General features: G+C 43.4%; 16 protein-coding genes and 1 pseudogene. 3 read left to right on the top strand and 14 right to left on the bottom strand.

Going from position 1 to position 15654, the window contains the following annotated elements; all coding sequences use genetic code 11:
• Positions 1-276: 276 nt before the first annotated feature.
• The 13 genes and pseudogenes from flgL to VIB_RS03905 all read right to left on the bottom strand — a co-directional run bounded on the left by flgL (position 277) and on the right by VIB_RS03905 (position 13344).
• Positions 277-1470 (bottom strand): flagellar hook-associated protein FlgL, encoded by a 1194-nt coding sequence (flgL, locus tag VIB_RS03965; RefSeq protein ID WP_004394718.1) that lies wholly within the window; start codon positions 1468-1470, stop codon positions 277-279.
• 12 nt (positions 1471-1482) lie between these two features.
• Positions 1483-3408 (bottom strand): flagellar hook-associated protein FlgK, encoded by a 1926-nt coding sequence (gene flgK / locus VIB_RS03960; RefSeq protein ID WP_004394717.1) that lies wholly within the window; start codon positions 3406-3408, stop codon positions 1483-1485.
• Positions 3409-3710: 302 nt separating this feature from the next.
• Positions 3711-4637, bottom strand: a complete 927-nt coding sequence (gene flgJ, locus VIB_RS03955; RefSeq protein ID WP_004394716.1) for a flagellar assembly peptidoglycan hydrolase FlgJ — start codon at positions 4635-4637, stop codon at positions 3711-3713.
• A 10-nt stretch (positions 4638-4647) separates the two neighbouring features.
• Positions 4648-5733 (bottom strand): flagellar basal body P-ring protein FlgI, encoded by a 1086-nt coding sequence (locus VIB_RS03950; protein WP_040904112.1) that lies wholly within the window; start codon positions 5731-5733, stop codon positions 4648-4650.
• An 82-nt stretch (positions 5734-5815) separates the two neighbouring features.
• On the bottom strand, positions 5816-6595 hold the full coding sequence (flgH, locus tag VIB_RS03945) for a flagellar basal body L-ring protein FlgH (protein ID WP_040904730.1): 780 nt from the start codon (positions 6593-6595) through the stop codon (positions 5816-5818).
• A gap of 27 nt (positions 6596-6622) precedes the next feature.
• Positions 6623-7411 (bottom strand): flagellar basal-body rod protein FlgG, encoded by a 789-nt coding sequence (flgG, locus tag VIB_RS03940; protein ID WP_040904110.1) that lies wholly within the window; start codon positions 7409-7411, stop codon positions 6623-6625.
• 16 nt (positions 7412-7427) lie between these two features.
• Positions 7428-8177 carry a flagellar basal-body rod protein FlgF gene (flgF, locus tag VIB_RS03935; RefSeq protein WP_004394712.1) on the bottom strand — a complete coding sequence of 250 codons (750 nt, stop codon included), beginning with the start codon at positions 8175-8177 and terminating at the stop codon, positions 7428-7430.
• A gap of 272 nt (positions 8178-8449) precedes the next feature.
• Positions 8450-9754: a flagellar hook protein FlgE gene (gene flgE / locus VIB_RS03930; RefSeq protein ID WP_040904107.1), complete on the bottom strand. Its 1305-nt coding sequence runs from the start codon at positions 9752-9754 to the stop codon at positions 8450-8452.
• A gap of 28 nt (positions 9755-9782) precedes the next feature.
• Positions 9783-10490: a flagellar hook assembly protein FlgD gene (locus tag VIB_RS03925; protein ID WP_004394710.1), complete on the bottom strand. Its 708-nt coding sequence runs from the start codon at positions 10488-10490 to the stop codon at positions 9783-9785.
• Positions 10491-10506: 16 nt separating this feature from the next.
• The gene (flgC, locus tag VIB_RS03920; RefSeq protein WP_004394709.1) at positions 10507-10923 is read right to left on the bottom strand and encodes a flagellar basal body rod protein FlgC; all 417 of its coding nucleotides are present in this window, start codon (positions 10921-10923) and stop codon (positions 10507-10509) included.
• 4 nt (positions 10924-10927) lie between these two features.
• Positions 10928-11323: a flagellar basal body rod protein FlgB gene (gene flgB, locus VIB_RS03915; RefSeq protein WP_004394708.1), complete on the bottom strand. Its 396-nt coding sequence runs from the start codon at positions 11321-11323 to the stop codon at positions 10928-10930.
• A 256-nt stretch (positions 11324-11579) separates the two neighbouring features.
• Positions 11580-12407, bottom strand: coding sequence for a protein-glutamate O-methyltransferase (locus VIB_RS03910; RefSeq protein WP_004394707.1), 828 nt, complete (start codon positions 12405-12407; stop codon positions 11580-11582).
• A gap of 10 nt (positions 12408-12417) precedes the next feature.
• Positions 12418-13344: pseudogene (locus VIB_RS03905) on the bottom strand (chemotaxis protein CheV).
• A 56-nt stretch (positions 13345-13400) separates the two neighbouring features.
• Between VIB_RS03905 and flgA the strand changes: the two are divergent.
• From flgA to VIB_RS03890, 3 genes are all read left to right on the top strand, one after another.
• Positions 13401-14168 carry a flagellar basal body P-ring formation chaperone FlgA gene (gene flgA, locus VIB_RS03900; RefSeq protein ID WP_004394706.1) on the top strand — a complete coding sequence of 256 codons (768 nt, stop codon included), beginning with the start codon at positions 13401-13403 and terminating at the stop codon, positions 14166-14168.
• Between the two features lie 103 nt (positions 14169-14271).
• On the top strand, positions 14272-14592 hold the full coding sequence (gene flgM / locus VIB_RS03895; RefSeq protein ID WP_004394705.1) for a flagellar biosynthesis anti-sigma factor FlgM: 321 nt from the start codon (positions 14272-14274) through the stop codon (positions 14590-14592).
• A 48-nt stretch (positions 14593-14640) separates the two neighbouring features.
• On the top strand, positions 14641-15066 hold the full coding sequence (locus VIB_RS03890; RefSeq protein WP_004394704.1) for a flagella synthesis protein FlgN: 426 nt from the start codon (positions 14641-14643) through the stop codon (positions 15064-15066).
• A gap of 144 nt (positions 15067-15210) precedes the next feature.
• Here the strand turns inward: VIB_RS03890 and flgP are convergent, their stop codons facing one another.
• Entirely contained in the window at positions 15211-15651 is a 441-nt protein-coding gene (gene flgP, locus VIB_RS03885; RefSeq protein WP_050782707.1) for a flagellar assembly lipoprotein FlgP, read from the bottom strand.
• Positions 15652-15654 lie beyond the last annotated feature (3 nt).

The following is a 15654-nucleotide window of genomic DNA, read 5'->3' as shown; positions in this document are numbered from 1 at the left end:
TTTACAAAACTCTCTTTCGTTCAGCACTGGTAATATACCGTTGCCGCTTTTTTGCCGCTCCGCCTGCTGTCGACTGGCAAAGGAAAGCCGACCGAAGACAAGATGAGATTTAAAGCAAAAAAACACCTCTCTTTTCGCACTGATGGCATAGCACATAAGGCACAAAGATAGGATTTATTAACCTTTCGAGGTTAAGCGTTGTTCGAGAGAAACAAGTTCTTGTCCCGAACTCAAACAACGACTTAATGATGCTGAGCAAGCGATTCTCACTAACCTCTAAAGGTAATTAAATAGGGTTAAATCTTTCGCTTTGCCAAACGCCAATTGAGAGGCTTGCAGCGCTCTCGAGTTTTCATTAAATTCAATCACTGCTTGCGAGTAATCGAGATCTTCAAACTGACTCTTAGAGCGAGCCAGACTGATTTTAAAATCTTCATGCTGATCTTCTTGTAGATCTAAGGTGCTCAATCGAGCACCGACATCCGAACGAACTTGGTTTAAATGAATAAAGGCAGTGTGTAATTCTTCGGTGATTTGATGAAGCTTGCCAGTGGTTGAAGCATCGGAAACAGAACCTTTCGAGTACTCAATGGCTTTTTTAAAACTATCAAATACTGTAAATGTTTTACGTGGATTCAGAGTGATACTGTCTCCGGCTGTGATACTGCCTTTGATATTAATAGTGAGACCTTGATATTGAACCCCTGTTCTTGGATCAAAGTCATTAACCTCGACAACCTCACCATCGCGCTCTAACTGATAAGCAAAGCCGCCATTGAGCATATCCACAAACGTTACCGTATAGCTGGCATTATCACCGTCATCACTGTTCGTTGCCCGCTCAAGCAATAATTCCGATCCTTCTTGTAATGCATACTCAGGTTCAAAATCACCAAATGGATTATTAATATCCATAAACATTTGGTTGCCTGGGGTATTGAAGGGCATTTCTAAATTATTGGAGATGCGCATTTTTCGCTGATAATCATCACCGTAATAGGTCACGTTACCTTGATTATCTCGAAAAAAAGGTTGGTTCTTCGGCCGAGTTCCCGCAAAAATAAAATTACCCGTTTCGTCTTGTACATTGGCAAGATTCAAAAAGTTATTAGCAATTTCTTGAATTTGCCGCGCCTGAGTTTCACGATCTTCGGGAGATAATGAACCGTTGATCATTTCCATGACCATACGCTTGGCTTTATCGGTAAACTCTTCGGCATTAGAAATGATCACTTCTTGGTGCTCAAGACGATTACGAACCAGTACAATGGCATCTAAGTATTGGCGCAACTGCTCTTCTTGTTGTGTTACATTTTGAATGTAATGCGTCGCGAGTGGGTTATCTCCGGCAGACAAAAGCTTTTTTCCCGAAGCTAATTGCGCTTGGTTGTGATGAACTTTATTTTCTTGGCGACGTAAATCGTTTTGCACCGACTGATAGTTATGGAAGCTAGAAATTCGATTTAACATTTACTTGTCCCCCTACCTGAGCTGCAAAATGGTATTAAACGTGTCATTTGCAGCCTGCATGATGCGCGATGAGGCCATATAAGCATGCTGAAACTTCATCATATTGGCTGCTTCTTCATCCAAGTTAACCCCAGACACTGAACCAATACGCGATTCCGCCGCCTCTTTTTCTAAACGAGCCACATCGGCTAAGCGAGTCGAAGTCGAGAGTTTTAAACCGAAATCGGTATTCAAGTTATGATACAAACCGATAATGGTTGACTCATTGTCATTCATTTTTTTGGTCGTTTGCAGATGAATCATCTTGCGTAAATTACCGTTATCACCTTCCGCCGGATTTAAATTGGCGGTAAATTTATCATTCTCAATCGCCCCTCGAGTCAGGGTAAAGACGGTCGGTTGACCACTCGTTTGTTGAGCAGGGATAACTATCGGTAACTTTGATTGGTCGTCATTAAATAAATAAGGTTGCGTTGCGAGCAACTGGCCATTTTTGTCCACCACACGAATTTGCATCTCATGATCGCCAGCACCTGTATTAGGGACAAGATAAGCTTCAAACTCTTTGATATCACCAACTTGGTCAATTTGAAATTGGGCACGCCCTTGAGCAAAAGAAGTCGAGGCTTGATAGCTTTGGGCGGCAATCTTTGTCGGATCATTGGTTGCCATCTGAATCTGAGCGGCGCCATCACGGGTTGGGCGAACGATGACTCGCTCACCAATTTCTGGTGGAGTATTGACCTGAATACGCAAGCCATCTAAATAAAGATTACCTTGATTAAGTGCGAGGATCTGTTGCTTGCCATCTGGTAACGTCGCCACATAATGACTGCCTGTATAAGACAGAGCAAACTCGCCACCTTTTAACTGACTAAGATCATCGATGTACACTCGAATATCAGCATTCGAATCACTGGCTGTGGCAATACGTGAACGAGCATTGACTTCAGAGTTAACATCGGAAAAAAGCAGCCCACCAACATTACCACGCAGATCTAAACCTTGGCTTTGTAACTCGTTGACCTGATGAGCAAAAGAAATTGATAAACGACCGATTTCATCCAGTAATCCAGGAATATGTTGATCACGCATTTCAAATAGCGCAGCCATCTTTCCGCCGATCTCTTTTTCAGAAATAGACTTTAATGTATTTCCTTCAACGACTGCCAAACGACGCTGTTTGACATCTGGATAACCGTCAATCATTTTTAATTGACTCGCTTCCGTTCCCGAGACAAGGGTATGTCCGCTACCAATATGAATATTAAAACCTTCAGCACTGGTACGGGGTGTTACCGTTACTTTGGTATATTGGGAAAGTTCAGCGACTAATTTTTCATGCTCATCCATCAAATCATTATGTGGACCAGGCACACGCATCATTAGGCGCTGTAAATCACGTATTTCTAACGCTAACTGGTTGATTCGCTCTATACCAACGTCGAGTCCTTTATTAGTGATATCAAACTGACGTCGCACGGTTTCATGAAAATCATTCAAATTTTGAGTAACAAGATTCGCTTTTTCGAGCACAACTTTGCGCACCCCGACATCATTGGGGGTGTCGGCTAAACTTTTTACTGAATCAAACCATTCGTTAAGATTTTCGGGGATTTTCTTAGAAGCAACAGAAGAGAGTAACTTAGAGAGCATATCTAAGTTTTCTTCAGTATCGCTATTAAAAGCGTGGTTGGTTGTGGCAAGATTCAGCTCTTTAACGGCAAACTGATCCCAAGAGCGGCGAACATTTTCCACATGTACGCCCATCCCATAGGTTTGACCACCGAGTTGGCGAGGTGCATTGGTCCCTTGGATCACAGACTGACGGCTGTAACCCTCGGTATTAACATTCGCAATGTTATGACCCGTGGTATTGAGTTGTCTCTGAGCCGTTAATACGCTCTGCGCACCAAGATTCAGAAGATCAGACGCCATACTTGCCCCCAAAAAACCGATTAACGCCAGTCGCTACTGACCACATTACTACTTATAAAAGCAATAACTATGCCAACGAATGAGATTAGTTAACTAGAGGAAATATAAAAGATAAAACTGAAGCGCTAGAAGAAACTGGTTGCGAGGCCAACCAGCCAAAGCCTATTTCTATATTCAATAAGGTACGAAATGAAAGGATGTTTATTGCGCTAAGTGAATGATCGCCAAGTCAGAAAAAATCCAATATACCCAAACGACTTGGAATTACAGGTAGGCAGAAAGTGAGTGAATCCCCATGAGCATTAGCTGTTATCCATTTGATCGATCTGCGCTTTTACTCGCAATACTTTATCTGCATAATGAGGATCTGTCGCATAGCCAGCTTGATGAATACCATGAATAAACGCTTCATTACTTCCACCATGCTCTAAGGCGGTGCTGTAGCGAGGATTATTTTCCAAAAAGCGCAAATAATCATCAAAACTGTCTTGGAAGCTTGGATACGCGCGAAAAGCGGCTTTTTCCATAACCGGTGTTTGATCGTAATATTCTAAGGTTTGAGTGGCAACACGCTGCCCCTGCCAACTTCTATCAGCTTTAATATTAAATAAATTATTACTGCTTCCACGGACATTACTGACCATTTTTTGTCCCCAACCGGTTTCTAAAGCGGCTTGAGCAAGCAGTAAAGAAGCATCAATACCTAACGCTTGTGCCGCTTTATCAGCGTAAGGTTTGAGTGATGTGACAAAAGATTGTGGTGAATCAAAGCGGTATTCATGAGCCGGTGATGAAGATGCCGCCACTACGCTATTATTGGGCCGCTCGGCCGCCACCGATCGCGCTTGTTGAACGCGATTCATCGCCTCTTGGAAACGGTCATTATCTTGATCGGTAGGTGCGACATTATCTGCCGCCGTCAGCTGTGCAACAATCATATCGGCTAAGCCTAACGAACCTGAGGCGCTTAACTGACTGACCATTTGCTCGTCTTGCATTTGTCGATAAAAATCTTCGTTATTACTGCTGAATAAATCCGATTTAAAGGCTGAGTTCGCATCGCGCATCGACTTTAACATCATGGTGGTAAAAATAGCCTCAAACTGTCTTGCCGCGGCAGTCAGTGCCTCTTTTTCAGCGCCGGAATCACCATTGAGTGCTTGTTGACGTAATTTATCTAGGCTGGCGATATCATGAATAAAGCCGATATCATTGGGGTTATTCACCATCACGAACTCCTTAGATAATAATTAACTGACCTTGAATGGCACCAGCTTGTTTTAATGCTTGTAAAATTGCCATTAAATCTGACGGAGCAGCCCCGACTTCATTCACAGCCCTGACCAATTCATCTAAAGTCGTTCCGGTTTCTAACTTAAACATTTTTCCCTGCTGCTCAACGACTTCAATATCTGTATCGGGAATGATCGCCGTCTCTCCTCCCGCGAAAGGATTGGGTTGATCAACGCCCCAGTTTTCTTTGATTGCCACCGTCATACCGCCGTGAGTCACAGCGGCTGGTCTTAAACGTACATGCTGACCAATCACAATCGTTCCGGTTCGTGAATTGACGATAATCTTGGCCGCCATATCCGCAGGTTCAAACTCAAGGTTTTCTACGGCAGAAAGAAAAGCCACTCTTTGCGAGACTTCTCGTGGCGCACGAACACGTACTGAAGTTGCATCAATGGCTGAGGCCATATCAGGACCTAAAAATTGATTAACGGTATCGGCCATTCGTTGAGCGGTCGTAAAATCCGATTGGAAAAGATTAAAAGTGATAAAATCACCACGACCAAAAGGCGTCGGAATTTCTCGCTCAACTATCGCCCCATTAGAAATCATACCAACCGTTGGGTTGTTGCCAACCAAACTTGACCCATCCGCTCCAGTCGCACTAAAGCCACTCACCACTAAATTGCCTTGAGCCACAGCATACACTTGGCCATCCAGCCCTTTTAAGAAGGTTTGTGTCAATGTGCCACCACGTAAACTACTCGCTGAGCCTATCGACGATACGGTGACATCAATCGTCTGTCCTTGCTTCGTAAACGGAGGTAGTTCAGCCGTCAACATGACTGCGGCAACGTTTTTGGTATTGGTTCGTGTACCTGGGGGGAGTTGAATGCCAAAGTTTTGCAGCATGGCGCGAAAACTTTGATCAGTAAATGGGTTTGATTCCCCCGTACCGGGTAACCCCGTCACTAAACCATACCCGACTAATTGGTTACTACGTACACCGGCTACTTGTGCAACATCTTTAATTCGCGTGGCATGAGCACTGCTTGCCATGAACACCATTAAGAGCAATAAAATTTTTTTCATCATCGTTAACCTTCTCTCAATGTGGATACGCATTGCCGTGTGATCATTTTATCGTGTCAAAAAATCGACTTATATTGTCATACTATAAAGAGACATTAAAAAATCGTGCCAAGAATCCAGGCTCTTGCATGTCTTGATTCGATCCGGTACTGGAGTATTGAATTCGAGTATTAGAGATACGGTTAGACGCTATCGTATTGTCGTAACCAATATCATCTGGACGCACGGTGCCACTTAAACGAATGTATTCATCACCCGTGTTGAGCATTAACCACTTTTCGCCTCGAACCACTAAATTGCCGTTAGATAAAACATCAATGACTTCAACGGTAATCGAACCTTGTAAGTTATTATTTTGATTTGCTTGCGCACTACCCGAAAATTGATTGTTATTTTTCAAAGCGTAAGAGAAGTTGTAATCACCAATGGTAAGCTCCTGACCGCCAACACTGAGTGGATCCATCGATGCGTCATTATTTTTAGTTAATTTAGCATCCGCGCTTTTGGTCGCCTTGGTGTTTTCATTCAACGTCACAGTAATAATGTCGCCAATCCCTCGCGGCTTAGCATCACTGTATAAACTCACTGCTCGAGCGAGATTAAACAATGAACCGGTCTCAGCAGCATAATGCTCAGGTTTGGCTTTCGGATGAATAGGAGCCCAAGCAGGGTCACCAGCAACCGGATCATTTCGGTTACGTAATGTATCAAGTAAGCCTGTGCTACCGTCAGACGATCGATCACCCTCAACTGCATCGACTACCGTTGTGCCTTGCACCACATCTGCCGTTTCAAGGGGTGCGGGTAATAAACTGCATCCTGAAAGTAATGCCACAAAGGCTAAACTGAGTATACGTTTCATCATCATAGTCTCTTAGTTAGTCAGTGATTAGAGTTGTTGATTAACAAAACTCATCATTTGATCCACAGAAGAGATCACTTTAGAGTTCATCTCATAGACTCGCTGCGCTTCAATCATGTTGACCAACTCTTCGGTAACATTGACGTTAGAGCTTTCCAACATGGATTGACGGATATTGCCAAGCCCATCCAAACCAGGAACGCCTTCTTGTGGATCGCCACTGGCCCCCGTCGGTAAATATAGGTTTTGCCCAACAGGTTCTAAACCGCCTGGGTTAATGAAATCCACGATGGTGATCTGTCCTAAGACTTGGTTCTCTTGCTGACCACGTAAACGCACCGAAACTTCACCGTCATTGCCCACAGTGATCGAGATAGCATCTTCAGGAACGACGATTTCTGGTTGTACTAAATAACCAGCTCCAGAAGTCACGATCGCGCCTTCCGCGTTCAAAGTAAATTGACCGTTACGGCTATAGCCAATATTGCCATCCGGCATGAGAATCTGGAAAAAGCCATCGCCTTCAATCATCATATCTAAGCTATTGTTAGTGGTCTGGACGTTACCGTTAGTGTGAACTTTTTGAGTTGCTACCACCTTCGCTCCGGCTCCTAACATTAACCCGCTCGGTAACTCCGTATTTTGTGAAGACTGACCACCAGGCTGATTAATATTTTGGTAAAACAGATCCTCAAATACCGCTCGACTCTTTTTAAAACCCACCGTTGAGGCGTTAGCTAAGTTATTTGAGATGGTGGCAATATTGGTCTGCTGGGCATCTAGACCCGTTTTACTTATCCATAATGCAGGTTGCATACTAAATTCCTCTCACTTAGCTCATACGCAGTAAAGAGTCAGACGCTTTGTCCATCTCTTCTGCCGTACTCATCATTTTGACTTGCATTTCAAACTGACGCTGTAAATCAATCAGGTTGGTCATCTCTCCCACTGCATTGACGTTGCTGCCCTCAAGAGCGCCAGTCAACACTTTCACTGTGGCATCGGCTACGTATTCTGCATTAGGATCTTTGGCTCGAAATAAGCCATTAATATCTTTGAATAGAGAACGATTATCAGGCTTGACCAATTTAATACGATCAACGATTTCCATCGCATCGGCAGGTGCGCCTTGTGGACGAACCGAGATAGTGCCGTCATTACCTATCTCTACTTTATTCAACGGGATTGGCAAAGTAATCGGCGCACCCAACTCACCTAACACTAAATGACCATTACCATTAAGTAATAAGCCATTTTGATCAATGCGTAGATTACCGCTGCGCGTTAAACCTTCATTGCCAGTTTTATCTAATACTGAAATCCAGCCATCACCTTGAATAGTAATATCGAGTTCTCGTCCTGTGGTGATCACGCTGCCTTGGTCAAAGCGGTGCCCTGGGCGTTCTGTCATGCTAAATACGCGACTAGGTAGCCCTTCACCATACGCTTGCATTGAACGCGCTTGTTCTAAATCAGCTCGAAAGCCCGTAGTACTGACGTTAGCAAGGTTATTGGCTCTTAGCTGCATCGCCTGCATATTTTGTTTAGCGCCACTCATGGCAAGGAACAGTGCGCGATCCATCAGACGTTCTCCACAATCATTAATTAATCATAAACAAGCAATTGGCGTGCCATTATTTTTACACCTATTAATCAGTAAGTTAAATAAGATAAAATGACAACGGCGCAATCAAAAGCGGCAATTTAACGGCAAGAGAAGACAGAGGATGCGATGTGGCATGCCGTTCTACCTAAAGAACGAGTTAAGGTCGAACGAAGAGAAAAAACGAAGAAAGAAGTACATGCCTAAGTAGACAAAGCAACTTAGGCATGTTGAATCGAATAAATCTAGAATTAACGGATTTGTAAAATCGTTTGTTGTAATCCAGTATGCACTTCTAAAGCCCGCGAGTTAGCCTGGAAGTTACGCTGTGCAGAAATAAGATCCACCAGCTCTTGGGTCATATCAATGTTTGACTGCTCAAGCACGCCATTACTGATCGTACCAAATGAGCCTTTGCTTGATTCACCCCAAATTTTAACGCCAGATTGCTGAGTAGAATCCCATTGCGTGCCGCCTTTTTTATCCAAACCTTGCTCATTAGCCACTCGAACCATCGCGACTCGACCTAAGGTTACATTTTGTCCATTTGAATAGGTGGCCAGTACACTACCGTACTCATCAAAATCGATTTTGGTCAAAAAGCCCGTGGTCGCACCATCTTGATCAAACTTCGTTAATTCAAATGGCGCAGCAAATTGTGTAGCCCCGTTGAGGTTAAAGGCTAAAGTCTGTGAACCATCCGCTCCATTTAGATCAATTGGATTATCACCCTCCCCAAATGCAGCAGAAACAATCGGGTTACCGTTATTGATGCTAGCTAACGTTCCGTCATTATTAAAGCGTAACGTATGGCCCACATGACCATTTGGAGAAACCGCATCTCCGCCAGCGATATTGAGTGGTTTTTCACCAGTTTTATCGGTAACGGTGTAGTAGGTATTCCACTTATTATTTTCATTTTGATCTTTTAAATAATAGGTGGTGAGCTTATAAGGTTGTCCCATTGAGTCATAAATGGTCGACGACGTGGTGCGGTTATAAGTATCAGGATCGGTAATATCAAATAGCGCAGGATCTTTTAAATCACCGTTCGCAGGTAAGTTAGCCGAGAGTTCAATATTGCCGGTTTGCTTTGGTTTACCAAACTGAGCCGGAATATTGATCGGCTTAGGCTCATACGATAAAACCTCTCCATTATCAGGATTTACTTCATAACCGAGTAAATATTGATCGTTTGAGGTGACCATATAGTTATTCTTATCAAGGTGAAATGCACCGTTACGAGTCAATTCATTTTGCTGAGGGATTAAGCGATCTTTAGCAACTGCAAAAAATCCGGTACCGGCAATACGCAAATCCATCGGGTTATTAGTATAAATACTCGACCCTTCATGAAATTGTTGCGCAACCTTACTCGCCTGAACACCTTGCCCTGGTGTAGTTTTTGAATTGGTAAATAGCGACGTTGAATACACATCACCAAACTCCGCCCGCGACTCTTTAAAGCCGTAGGTGTTCGCGTTGGCAATATTATTACTGGTGGTATTCAAATCTAATTGAGCAGCAGAAAGACCGCTTAACGATATATATGACATAACAAATTCTCCTGTTTGGCGAGCATAATTATGCTTTGCCAACTCCTAGTACTTCAGCAAGTCGCACTGGTGATTCAAAACCAGCAAGATTGAGCAGTACATTACCGTCGCCTTTACCAAGTAGAACACTATTGACATTCGCGTAGGTTGATACGCCAAATTCGGCATTTTCACCACCGAGCAAACCGGATGCTCTGACTCTATATCGACCTTCAGGCAATGGATTTCCATTTTCATCATTACCATCCCATTCGACACGATTATCACCGCCAGGTTTTGCACCAACATCAAAAGTACGTACTAATTGGCCAGCTTCATTTTCAATGCGAATGAATAAGTTTTGTACTGCTTGAGGCAATTTGACCATTGCCGCCATACCGCCAACATCCGACTTCATTCCAGCAGAACCGGGAACCAGAACATCTCGTCCTACTAGCGACGAAGCCTGTAGCGCCTGATTAGAAGTCATTGCCGAGTTTAAACTTTCAAATTGACCGTTCATTTTGCCAATGCCATCAACGGTGGCAAAAGAGGCCATTTGAGCAATCATTTGATCGTTACTAACGGGTTTAAACGGATCTTGTTGTGCCAACTGTTTGGTCAATAACGAGAGAAAATCCTCTTGTTTCAACTCTTGTTGCCCAGTCGTCTCCGTGGGCTTTTTCTGCTCTTGCAGCGCTTTAAGTTGGTCGATATAGGACAAGCCGCTTTGACCAAGGTTATTAATGCCAGCCATTTGCTACCTCCTACCCTTATTGACCCATCTGCAGCGTACGCAGCAGCATCTGTTTACTTGCATCGGCCACTTGAACGTTTGTTTGATAAGAACGTGAAGCAGAAATCATATTGGCCATTTCTTCCATAACATTAACATTGGGCTTATAAATAAAGCCTTCATCGTTGGCCAAAGGATGATCGGGATTGTATTCCGCATTTAGCGGTTTATTACTTTCGACAATCCCTAACACTTTTACCGGAACATTCGGGTCACGATGATAACGGGCTTTATTTAACTCTGCACCGAACACCGCGTGACGGGCTTTATACGTTTCTTTCGCCGAACTACTAACACTGTCTGCGTTCGCTAAGTTACTGGATGTCGTATTTAGACGAACAGATTCAGCACTCATTGCAGAACCAGTCACATTGAATACATTAAATAAGCTCATCTAATTAATCCCCTTTAATCGCTTTTGATAGGTTCTTAAACTTACTGCCTAAGAACTCTAGAGAAGCTTGGTGGCGCAGTTGATTTTCCATAAAGAGGTTACGCTCTAAATCAACATCGACCGTATTGCCATCTCCGGTATCCGGTTGAGTCGGAATGCGGTAAAGCATTTCCCCTGTCACCGTTTTTGAGGCAGGAATATGCCGACCGTCCGTACGGCTAAGACTAATGCTTGCCCCTGAACTTGCCGCCTTTAATGCTCGATCAAAGTCCATTCCTTTTGCTTTAAAGCCCGGAGTGTTCGATTGTGCAATATTGGTCGCAATCACTTCTGCATTGCGTGCACGAACACCAACCGTATGTTGATGGATACCGAGTGCTTTATCAAAAGAAATAGTCATGTTTTGCCTCTTTGCTAAGAACCGACCGTTATTTGATTTAAAAAGCAAATTACGTACCAAGTTTTAGATGCTTTAGGAAATTAGTGGTTCATTACACGCTGGGGTACTTTAGTCTGTCTTACTATCATAGAACATGTTGCTAAAAGAAAAGGCCAACGATACGACTTTAGGTTAAAGCAAGAATTTAGCCATATTGAGCTTAATGATAAACAAAACCCGGCATACCGCCGGGTTTACGAAGATCACTCTGTTGTGTTTATTTTAGCTTATAAATAATACCGGGATTACAGCGAACCATATCAAAACGATCCGTCAGCCCAGTCAATGACTCTGAAGCTCCGAGCAATAAATAGCCGCCAGGATTTAAACTACTCGCCATCTGATTAAGTACTTTTGATTTCATATCCGGTGCAAAGTAGATCAGTACATTACGACAAAAAATAATATCGAACTTGCTCAAAAGGGCGTAACTTTCCATTAAGTTTTGAGGCCGAAAGTTAACCAATTTTTTTACGTTATCTTTGACTCGCATTCGACCATCACCGTTCTCTTCAAAGAAAGCTCGACGACGCTCTGGCGATAATCCTCTGCCGAGTGCTAGATTATCGTAAATACCCAATCGACACATATCTAGCATGCTGCTGGAAATATCGGTCGCCGTGATCGCCACACTCGGAAGCATACCTGGGCGCTTTTGCTGAACCTCTAAGACTGTCATCGCCATCGAGTAAGGCTCTTGACCTGAAGAACTCGCCGCAGACCAGATTTTAATCGGTCTTTTGCTTTTCGCAACTTCAGGCAATAAACGTTCAGCCAATACCGTGAAAGGGTATGAATCTCGAAACCACAAGGTTTCGTTCGTGGTCATTGCATCGACCGCAGCGACTCGCAATTCACGATTTCTGCCCGTCACAACATCGCGCAACAGATCAGACAATGAGCTGAGCTTAAACTTATTGACCAGTGGACTAAGACGACTTCTCACTAGGTATTGTTTACTGTCGCCCAGCACGATACCGCACTGAGACTCTAAAAACCGACAAAAATCGCGATACTCTTGATCGCTGATAGTAATAGCAGTCATGTAGTTCTCTTTATTCTACTAGCGCAGCTTTCACCGCGTTGCCAAGCTCATCGGGATTGAATTTAGCGATGAAAGAGTTGGCACCGACCCTTTCAACCATTGCTTGGTTAAATACCCCACTCAGTGACGAATGGAGAATAACATATAAATTTTTTAATTCATTATGACGTCGAATCTCTGCAGTTAAGGTATAGCCGTCCATCTCAGGCATTTCAATATCCGAAATCACTAAACAGATTTGCTCATAGATACTGCCCTCTTCAGCCATACTTAATAGTTTTTCATAAGCATCTTTGCCGTCTTTGGTGAGAATACACTCAAAACCAATCGACTCAATCGCTCTTTGCACCTGTTTGCGTGCCACACTTGAGTCATCAGCAATAAGAATTCGGCGTACAATCGGTTTTTCTTGCTCAGCATGAGCAATATCTTCGCCAATCGATGCACTCATAATTTCGTTGACCGGGGCGATTTCAGCGAGGATTTTTTCTACATCCAGAATTTCAACCAACTCATTATCGATATTGGTGACGGCTGTGAGGTAATTGCCTTTACCTGCCGCTTCAGGTGGTGGCAATATCGCTTCCCAACGCATATTGATAATTCGCTCAACGGAGCTAACTAAAAAAGCTTGAATCGAACGGTTAAACTAGGCGATAACCACAAAGCTTTTATCAATATCAACCGTTGGACGGCCACCAACGGCTAAGCTAAGATCGATCACAGAGACCGTTTGACCGCGGATGTGAGCAACACCTTTAACTAGGCGATGTAAGTTTGGCATGGCAGTGAGCTTCGGGCATTGCAGAACCTCTTTAACCTTAAATACGTTAATACCATAACGTTGACGCCCGTTAAGACGGAAAGTCAATAATTCTAGTCGGTTTTGACCAACAAGTTGCGTACGCTGATTCACAGAATCAAGAATACCCGTCATAAGCTCATCTCCATCTCAAACTTTTATAGGAAAAAAGTGGTAGTCTAAATCAGGCTATGAAGAAATCAGAGAAACGAACTATGAATTCGAAGACCCGTTTATTTTCCCATTCCCCAACTAAGTGTAGAGGGTTCTACCACTTTTTTTATAACTCTATCGGCTTTTTATTATTTTTCTTTAGTCTCTCGGTTTTTTCTGCAACGCCAGAGCAAATCGAACAGATTCAGCGAGCAGCCGAAAGTCATGTCATCAACACCGTCGATAAGCCGATAGGCGGTGAACTGGTCGTCAATGCGGCCAACATTGATCCTAGGATCTTTGCTACCGATTGTCCTAATGAGCTACAGACATCGTCTTCATCTCATAGCGGCTCTGCTAGTAATATCACTGTATTGGTTGAATGCCCAGCAGATAACTGGCGAATTTATGTTCCCGTGAGACTGACGATGACCGTTCCTATGGTGACGGCGCTTAATGCCTTATCCAGAGGACAAACGATTACGCAAAATGATATTACTCTTAGTATGGTAGATCTGCTTCGCTTTCGACGGCAAGGATTTTCCTCACAAGATATGGTAATTGGAGCAAAAACGAAAAGAAACTTACAATTAGGTGACGTGATCAATCGTAATGATATTTGTGTCGTTTGTAGAAATGAAAGCGTGTTGATCAGAGCCATTAGTAACGGGATGAATATCACAACTAGAGGCACCGCTCTCTCTGATGGTAACCTAGGAGAGCAGATAAAAGTGAAAAATGATCGTTCAAACCGTATAATAGATGCACAAGTGAGCGGAATGGGGGAAGTTACCGTGCAATTTTAAGCCCTTTACGATCATTTTTTATCGTTGAGTAAACAAAGCACTAAAGTTTTCTCTCTCTCCGTCGATATGACGGTACCTATAGATCAATTTTAAAGGCTCGTTTATGGCAGGTATTGATAACATACGCTCAGGTCAATCGTTGGTTACAACGAATCGTTCACCTGCTCGTTCAGACACAAATACAGCAGCATCATCAACATCGAGTGCCGCTCGCTCACAATCATCTCAACAAGATGCGGTATCTCTAAGTACCCAAGGCAGAGCGATTGGTGAAATGCACAGTGAAATGGCGGCAACGCCAAGCTTTGATACGGCAAAAGTAGCGGCGATTAAAGAAGCCATAGCAAATGGCTCTTATGTCGTTGATGCTGAAAAGCTCGCAGATAATATGATTAAGTTTGAGAAAGAGTTGGGCGGTTTTTAACCATCACCTCACTTTCAAGTCAGACCGATGCATAAAGGTGGTTGATTTATGGCAGCATTAAACGATTTAGTTGCATTCCAATTGAAAAATGCTCAAGAGCTTTCAGCGGTATTGGAACAAGAAAAAATAGCCATTACTAGCCGCGTTTCTGCCGATATCGAGTCAACAGCGAAACAAAAGATAGCCTTAATTACTCGATTACAGCAAACCGATCAACGTATCGCGAGTCATCCCCATCTTAATCAGCTCACGGAAGATGAATATTTACATAGTACAATGACTCAAATTCGCTCCATTATTCACGATTGTCAGCAAGCCAACCTAGTGAATGGTGAAGCACTGGCAAGAGCACAAGTCAGTTTTAATAAGCTGAATAATTTGATGCAGCAAAGTCACGGCAAAATCGGCATGACTTACAATGCGACAGGTCAAACTCATACCGTTTCTACCTTAGGCACCAACCTTAAAGCTTGATGATCCCCGTTCCGTTTTTATCCGCTATTTTTTACTCGCCACTATTCTAAAGTCACTGATAGCTTGCCAACTCAAACCCACAGCATAAAAAAAGCGGCCACAGTATTTGCAGCCACTTTCGTATATTCTGGAGAAAGAAAAGAGTTAAAATAAGGTTTGCTGGCGTTTCTCTGGCACCTGTTGAACTTCGCCATAACTGCGTAATCGATCCATTTTACGGATATCTAACCGCAGTTCAGTTACATAGCTATCGCCAACTTTATAACTGCGAACCACTTCTGCACCTCGAATCACACCATCCACCGCACCTGAGGTCAGTTCAGTACCTAAACGTTGATCATGTAAATCGGCTCGGCCACTAACTCGCATACCATAAACTTGTTCTGCTAATTCACGGTAAGCATCTATTTTAGAAGCACGCATTGCTCGCACTTGCTTTTCCTCATCATCACGGCCTCGTTGCTCACTGATGCTGGCATAACCGACTGCCGTCAACCAATCATCTTCACGCATCGCCTGCAATGGCTGGCAACCGCTGAGCAATATGACGATGGTCAGAAAAAAAAGTAATGGTGATCTCATCATATT

The organism is Vibrio metschnikovii CIP 69.14 (assembly GCF_000176155.1).
Taxonomy (GTDB): Bacteria; Pseudomonadota; Gammaproteobacteria; order Enterobacterales; family Vibrionaceae; genus Vibrio; species Vibrio metschnikovii.
Note: the sequence above shows the minus strand (reverse complement) of the source record. Positions and strands in the feature narration are given on the sequence as shown.

Excerpts from the sequence above, each read along its gene's own strand:
- flgL (WP_004394718.1), bottom strand. The coding sequence starts at position 1,470 with ATGTTAAATCGAATTTCTAGCTTCCATAACTATCAGTCGGTGCAAAAC.
- flgK (WP_004394717.1), bottom strand. The coding sequence starts at position 3,408 with ATGGCGTCTGATCTTCTGAATCTTGGTGCGCAGAGCGTATTAACGGCT.
- flgJ (WP_004394716.1), bottom strand. The coding sequence starts at position 4,637 with ATGGTGAATAACCCCAATGATATCGGCTTTATTCATGATATCGCCAGC.
- VIB_RS03950 (WP_040904112.1), bottom strand. The coding sequence starts at position 5,733 with ATGAAAAAAATTTTATTGCTCTTAATGGTGTTCATGGCAAGCAGTGCT.
- flgH (WP_040904730.1), bottom strand. The coding sequence starts at position 6,595 with ATGAAACGTATACTCAGTTTAGCCTTTGTGGCATTACTTTCAGGATGC.
- flgG (WP_040904110.1), bottom strand. The coding sequence starts at position 7,411 with ATGCAACCTGCATTATGGATAAGTAAAACGGGTCTAGATGCCCAGCAG.
- flgF (WP_004394712.1), bottom strand. The coding sequence starts at position 8,177 with ATGGATCGCGCACTGTTCCTTGCCATGAGTGGCGCTAAACAAAATATG.
- flgE (WP_040904107.1), bottom strand. The coding sequence starts at position 9,754 with ATGTCATATATATCGTTAAGCGGTCTTTCTGCTGCTCAATTAGATTTG.
- VIB_RS03925 (WP_004394710.1), bottom strand. The coding sequence starts at position 10,490 with ATGGCTGGCATTAATAACCTTGGTCAAAGCGGCTTGTCCTATATCGAC.
- flgC (WP_004394709.1), bottom strand. The coding sequence starts at position 10,923 with ATGAGCTTATTTAATGTATTCAATGTGACTGGTTCTGCAATGAGTGCT.
- flgB (WP_004394708.1), bottom strand. The coding sequence starts at position 11,323 with ATGACTATTTCTTTTGATAAAGCACTCGGTATCCATCAACATACGGTT.
- VIB_RS03910 (WP_004394707.1), bottom strand. The coding sequence starts at position 12,407 with ATGACTGCTATTACTATCAGCGATCAAGAGTATCGCGATTTTTGTCGG.
- flgA (WP_004394706.1), top strand. The coding sequence starts at position 13,401 with ATGAAGAAATCAGAGAAACGAACTATGAATTCGAAGACCCGTTTATTT.
- flgM (WP_004394705.1), top strand. The coding sequence starts at position 14,272 with ATGGCAGGTATTGATAACATACGCTCAGGTCAATCGTTGGTTACAACG.
- VIB_RS03890 (WP_004394704.1), top strand. The coding sequence starts at position 14,641 with ATGGCAGCATTAAACGATTTAGTTGCATTCCAATTGAAAAATGCTCAA.
- flgP (WP_050782707.1), bottom strand. The coding sequence starts at position 15,651 with ATGATGAGATCACCATTACTTTTTTTTCTGACCATCGTCATATTGCTC.